This is a genomic window from bacterium, assembly GCA_024226335.1.
In the GTDB taxonomy this organism is placed as follows: domain Bacteria; phylum Myxococcota_A; class UBA9160; order SZUA-336; family SZUA-336; genus JAAELY01.
Genome location: JAAELY010000339.1, coordinates 1 through 6,599, shown reverse-complemented (window position 1 = coordinate 6,599; position 6,599 = coordinate 1). Strand labels below are relative to the sequence as shown.

Genomic DNA, 6,599 nt, shown 5'->3' with positions numbered 1-6,599 from the left:
GGTACTCCGACGGTGGGCGCGATGTAGGCGGTCCGACTCAGGGAACGATGAACATCGATCCGTTGTTCGGCTACGACATCCTGGCGATGATCGACCCGAACGATATTCCTCCCGGCGATCCCAACCTGCCGCCGCTCGCTCCGCTTTCCTCCGGCTCCGGGGGAAACTTCGCCGCCGGAAAGCCGAGCATCGCCGATTTGAAGTCTGCGCTGGAGCGGCTTGCAAAGGACGCCAATAACAACAATATCCCGGACTGTTTCGAGGGTTTTCCTGCCGAGCTTCGCTACGACGGTTTCAAAGACTGGGCGAACGAACCGAACTTTCCGACCTACACAGCTGAATCGGCTACTGAACTGCGCTTCGACAACCTGCGCTTCGTACTCAAAGACGAGACTTCGCGCGATGGCGCCGGTGGTTTGACGCACGCCCCCAAAGGCGATGCCAGCAATCCCGTGACGATCGAGCTCAAGGCGGGCGCGGTCGCTGCGGAGTGGAAACTGATCGAAGTGGTCTTTCACGAACTCTTCCACGCGGCCACTTTCAGCGATCCGAACGCGGGTTACTGGGAAACGCCGACGAGCCAGCATCAGGATCGCCGGCTCGTCGAAATTCGTCCCTGCCATGAGGTCTTCGGCTATCTGGCCGATATCCAGATGCTGCGCAAGATGCTCGAGGGAGCCAAGGGAGACCTGCGCAAGGAGATCAAGAAGCGTCTGCGTGTGAAGGTGGCGAAGCTCGACTACTACCTGGGGAAACAGCAACCCCAGCGGGACAGAAAGATCAAAGACGGTGGGCAGTGGTCCGACACGTGCCTGACGGAACTCGAGCGCCGGCTCGGAACCAATGCCAAGAAGACCCCGAAGTACAAAGAGGCCAAGCACCTCGCATCGATTCTGAAGAAGCTCCGCAACCAGATCATCGAGGTGAAGCTCGACGCGGATAAGAGGTTCAAGAGGAACGGCATCACCGAGCGCGCCCGCGACTACCTTTCAGACCTGTGTGCGCGAATTCAGCAGGTCGACTACCAGTACTCGAGCAAGGGCAAGCGGGAGAAGGATCGAGAGAGGCTCAAGAAGAACTGCCGCCGGGCTGTGGACTGGAAGGCGGATCGCACCCTGCCTCCGCTCTGCGATGATCCGGACGGCGATGGTCTCTCGGACAAGCGCGAGAAGGAGTTGGGTACGAATCGGAACGTCGCCGACAGCGATGGCGATGGCAAGACCGACGGCGAAGAGGCGGGCTTTTTCGGAACGGGTACGGATCCCACCAAGGCCGACACGGACAATGATGACGTCAACGATGGCGAGGAGATCGATCGCGGCTCCGATCCGCTCGACCCGTCCAGCAAGCCCGAAAGCCTGCGCCACGACGCGGGCGGATGCAGCGATTCCCAGGACAACGATGGAGACGGGGATACGGATGCCAGCGACCTGGGCTGCCAGCAGCCCAATGACGATGACGAGGATGGCGTCGATGATGCTGGCGACAACTGCCCCGGTTACTTCAACCCCGATCAGTTCGACAACGACTTTGATACGCAGGGCGATGCCTGCGATTCGGACGACGACAACGACGGCACGCCCGACGACTACGAGGTGATGCTGGGCTCCGACGCGTTCAATCCGGCCAGCCAGCCCGAAGCGCATAGTGCGGCCAACGACTACCCCAATGCCGCACAGGTCGCGATCAGCTGCACCGACGGCCAGGACAATGACCAGGACGGTTTGATCGACAACCAGGAGCGCTCCTGCGAGCTGCTCCAGGATTCAGACGGCGACCAGATTCCCGACCGCGTCGACGTGTGCCCGGACGTCTACGATCCGGGGCAGGCGAACGAACTCTACGACGAAGTGGGCGATGCCTGCGATCCAGACCTCGACGGAGACGGGATTGAATACGGCAGCGATAGCTGTCCCCTGGAACGCGAAGACTTCGATGATGTGAACGATACCGACGGCTGCGCGGACAATGACGACGATGCCGACGGTACCGATGACTACGACGACAATTGTGATGGCACGAGCAACCCGAGCCAGGCCGATACCGACCTGGACGGCGTGGGTGATGCCTGCGACACCTGTCCCAATGATCCCGGTCCTCTGTCCCAGGACGGTTGCGCGACGTTCGGTCTGACCCTGACCAGCCCTGTGGTCGACAGTGTGCTCGCACTGACCGTCAACGGACCTACGGAGACCTGTGTGGTGGAGATGTTCGTCCTGTCTGACGACACCGGAATTGAGCTGGCCGAGGCGCTCGGAGCCGAGGTGCGTACGAGTTCCTGTCTGCAAGACCAGGATATCGACGCCGGAGAACTCGGAGACCAGGTTCTGATGGGCGGCGGCGGGATCGGTTCCGGCGACGTCTCGGTCTCGCTGACACCGGCCACTGCGGGCATCCCTTTGCCGGTATTCTGGATCCTGGTTTCGAGTGCTCTGCTGGGCGGGGCGATCATCGTTATGCGGCGGTCGCGGCTCCGGCCGCCTCCGGATCTTCCCGAAAGGCCCTGAAGCGATACTCGTCGGGCACATCGCGCAGTCTGCGGTTTTTCCGGCTGGGGGTCGGGATTGCGAGCTCGACAACTCGATGCCTCCACACATCGTAGAATCGACGCATGGACAAACTCGAACTGCGCATCCAGCCCAGGGGAGTCGAAGCAAACGACTCCCCGGTTCCCACGGGTTTCGTACACATCGAGCGGGGTGAACAACAGGCCTTTCTGCTGACCCCCGAAGAGATCGACGCAGACAAGACCTATCCGCTGATCACCGTGCTCCACGGGGCGGGACGGCAGGACGAGATGCTCGCCAAGGCGTACCGCGAAGAGCCGGAAGCCCGCCAGGCGCTCTTTCTGATCGGCCGAAGCCACGGACAAACCTGGGACCTGATCAGCGGCGGAGGTCGCCCCGACGTCGACTTCCTGGAGTACGCCTACGACCTGATCTACCGGCGCTACCCCGTCGATTTCTTCCGCCAGGCCTTGATCGGCTACTCCGATGGCGCGAGCTACGGCCTGTCGCTCGGTCTGGCGAACCCGCGCATCTTTCGTGCGATCATGGCCTGGGCGGCGGGCTTCATCGCGGTGGATCCCGCCACACTGGATGCAGACGATCCGAAACCCGACATCCTCCTGGAGTACGGCACACACGACGAGTTGTTTCCGTTCCAACAGGTCGCGCTCCCGAACCGCGATGCGCTGCGAAGTGCGGGCTATGACGTGACGTTTCGCGTGGATGAAGGCGGACGCCATTGGCCGTCCGGGGACTTCCAGCCCGAGGCACTGGATTGGTTCTTCGAGCGGACCGGCGGTGGGAAGTAATCGTGGCGGGTAGGTTCAGCGCTGATCTCAGGTGTTCGCAACTACCGCCCCATGGGTTTCCTTGTCCATACACTCGACGGGCTTGAAGGAAGAACGAAGACGTGACGATCGCTCAGTCGATGTTGTAGAATCGATCTCACACGAGTCGCCGCTCAAAGAGGTTCGATACTGAGTGGGACATCGCCCGTTGGGCATCAGTGACATGGATTGGAGACTCTCGATGAGCCCCGCGAATTTGGCGACACCGACCGGTGACGGGACAGTTGACCTTTGACTATCATCGCCGCTGCGAGTCTGTTCGTTCTTTCCGGCGCTCTGGGGCTGGGTTACCAGCTCATCTGGATTCAGAAAGCGGCGTTGTTGGTGGGGTCCAGCCAGATCGCGCTGTCCACCGTGGTGACGAGCTTCTTCCTGGGTCTAGCGCTCGGTAGTATCTTTGCGGGTCGCTACCTGCGCACCCGACGTCTTTCCCCGCTGTTCGTCTACGGTCTGTTCGAAGCCGCCATCGGGATCTTCGCATTGGCTTTCCCGTTTTTTTTCGGGCTGGTCGAAGACGTCTACGGACTGGCGTATCCACTGATCCAGGCATCGCCTAGCGCACTCTTCGCGCTGCGCTTCGCACTGCTTTTTGTGCTCTTTCTGATTCCGACGTTCTTCATGGGAGGAACGCTGCCGCTCCTGCTCGATGGCCTGGTTGAACGCGACCAGGCGGTCGGTTCGCTCACGAGTCTTCTCTACGGATTGAACATCGTGGGTGCAGTGGTAGGCGTACTCGCCACCGCGTATATCTGCATTCCCGTGCTCGGGCAGAACGGCACGACGTTTTACGCGGGGCTCGGCAACCTGGCAATCGCGGCGGTAGCGCTGACGGCGTTCGCCAAGAAACGTCCTGTCCACGAGTATTCGTCGGAGCCCGTTCAGGGATCTGCGCTTGGATTCATCGTCCTCGCGTTCGCGTCGGGTTTCGCTTCGCTGGGATACCAGATGAGCTGGGCGCGCTACCTCGGACTGCTTACGAACGCCTGGGTGTATCAGACCGCCGTACTGCTGGCGGTTTTTCTCTCAGCCCTCGCCGTCGGTAGCTTGATTCTTTCCTTGTTGTTGCGGGCGGGTCTGAAGCCCCTCCGCCTCCTGGCGTTCATACAGCCGATCGTTCCGCTGCTCGTATTCGGGTCGCTCGGTTTGTACACGGCGATCCCCTACGGCTACCAGGCGCCTGCGGAGCTGAGTTCCCTGGAAGTCGATGCCTTCTGGGCGATCCTATCCGAAGAGATCGACGCGACCCTGCTCGTGCCCGCGTTTCGAACCGCGATGGTGCTGTTCTTGCCCGTCTGTTTGATCGGCATGGGCCTGCCCGCGCTGATTGCCGGGGCCACTGCGCGTAGTGAATCGCTGCGAGCAACAGCGGGAGATCTGGTCTTCTGGAATACACTCGGCTCCAGCGCAGGCGGCTTCGTCATGGCCTACGCGGTGATTCCCGCCGTGGGGCTGTCCGGGTCGTTTCTGGGCCTGGCGGTACTTTCCATCGCGATCGGGTTGGGGGCGACGTATCTCACTCAATCCGACGGACGCAGCCGGATGGCGGTCGTACTGGGAGTCGCCGCCCTGGTCGTGAGTCTGTACTCGATGCGCACCGATATCACCCGGGACGCGATCGTCGATCTCGTTCCACGCTTTGGACCCTCCCAAGGGGGCAAGATCGTCGAGATTGTCGAAGGGCCGCTAACGACCGGCTGGGCCACACGCAGTTCCGAGGGCATGGTGATCGGGGCTCGGTCTGTTGACCTTGCAAAGGTGAGATTCGACAGAGCCACTGGGCAAGCGATTCAGGCTCATTTTCCGTTTCTGTTCTATCCCGGGAAGGGTATACCCAAGCGCGCGCTTGGCATCGCGTTGGGATCCGGGCAGAGCTTTGGTGGCGCGCTCATGTACCCGATCGAGCAGTTCGATGTGGTCGATATTTCGACTGAGATCGTAGCGCTCTCGCTCAAACACTTTGCTCAATTCAATCACGGTCTCGCCGACGACCCCCGCGTGAAGTTTCACTTCGACGATGGGCGCCATTTTGTGTCCCGGGCGCCGAGCGACTACTACGACATCGTGGAGACGGAACCACCACCACCGGCGGACGAGGGTGTGTACACCCTGTACTCCTATGAGTTCTACCAGGATGCCCGACGTGTAATGCGAGAGAACGGCGTATTCATGCAGTGGATTCCTCTGTATCTCATGACGGGAGATGATTTCAAGAGTCTGATGGCAACACAGACTGCGGTGTTTCCACAGACGTTTCTCATCCGCGACAACCCCGATGATCTGATGGCGGTCAGCTTCAAGCGCGATAGCCCGCCACTGTTCGATCTGGATCAGATCCGAGATCGCATCCAGGTCTTTTCCAAGGAGCGCAAAGTGGCCGGGCATCGCTGGACGAGCCGTAGTCAGCACGATCTGGCCACCATCGAAGGCGTGCTCTCACTCATCATATTCGGTCCCGAGGAAGCAGCGGAGATCCGGGCCCCGTTGCTGCACGAGGACGATCAACTCCTCAGCTACGGTTTTGAGGACAGGCATCTGATGCGAAAGTTCCTCGCCGAGCCGGGCAAGATGTCGAGCTTCAGTTTCGCGGAGATGCCCATGACGCCGTTCAGCTCTCTTGCTCGCTACTTCGCTCAGGAGATTCCGGTCGACGAACTGGACGATGAGCGAGTGCGGGGTTTGCCTGAGCACTACGGAGTTACAGTCCCCAGTGAGATCCGCCGTCTCGAGGCGCGTTTTGCCCAGGAATCAGAGTCGAAAGCCCGAGCACGGGTCGCCCTGGAACTTGCGAAGCGCTTCGATGCTCAGCTGGACAAAACGAGAGCGCTCGAGTGGGTTCGCAATTCGATGGAGGCCAGCTGGACCCTCAGCGATCCGGCTTCCATCGGTATCGTCCGCGAAATCGCGACCCACGGGCTTTCATTCCAGGCGGATCTAGTGGCGGAGTGGTTGGGCGGCCTGCCTGAAAGCTTGCGCCACACTTCCATCGCAGGTGCCATGGAAAAAGTCCTGGAAGACTACGTCGAGCGCGAAGATCGTCGTGCGTCGCGCTACCTGCTCCGTTCTCGAGCGAGCCGTAATAGCAAGCGAATCAAGCGACTGCTGGAAGGCTCATCTCCGGAGGCCGGGGAGTAGGCGCGTTTTCGGCACCAGCCGGACAGCGCCGCCGCGCGCGTTCGTATTCCTGGGTCTGGACCTGGGGCAGTGAGTCCTAGAAGACTGGTGGTCCCAACGGGAATCGAACCCG

The 6,599-nt window shown here is 60.9% G+C and carries 3 protein-coding genes; all 3 read left to right on the top strand.

Features of this window, described 5'->3' with window-relative positions:
• A partial coding sequence (locus tag GY725_17595; GenBank protein MCP4006004.1) for a hypothetical protein occupies positions 1 to 2,507 on the top strand: 2,507 nt, incomplete at its 5' end.
• A 104-nt stretch (positions 2,508 to 2,611) separates the two neighbouring features.
• Complete coding sequence (locus GY725_17590) at positions 2,612 to 3,316, top strand: hypothetical protein (protein ID MCP4006003.1); 705 nt, start codon at positions 2,612 to 2,614, stop codon at positions 3,314 to 3,316.
• A gap of 270 nt (positions 3,317 to 3,586) precedes the next feature.
• Positions 3,587 to 6,487: a hypothetical protein gene (locus GY725_17585; GenBank protein ID MCP4006002.1), complete on the top strand. Its 2,901-nt coding sequence runs from the start codon at positions 3,587 to 3,589 to the stop codon at positions 6,485 to 6,487.
• The last annotated feature ends 112 nt before the right edge of the window (positions 6,488 to 6,599 follow it).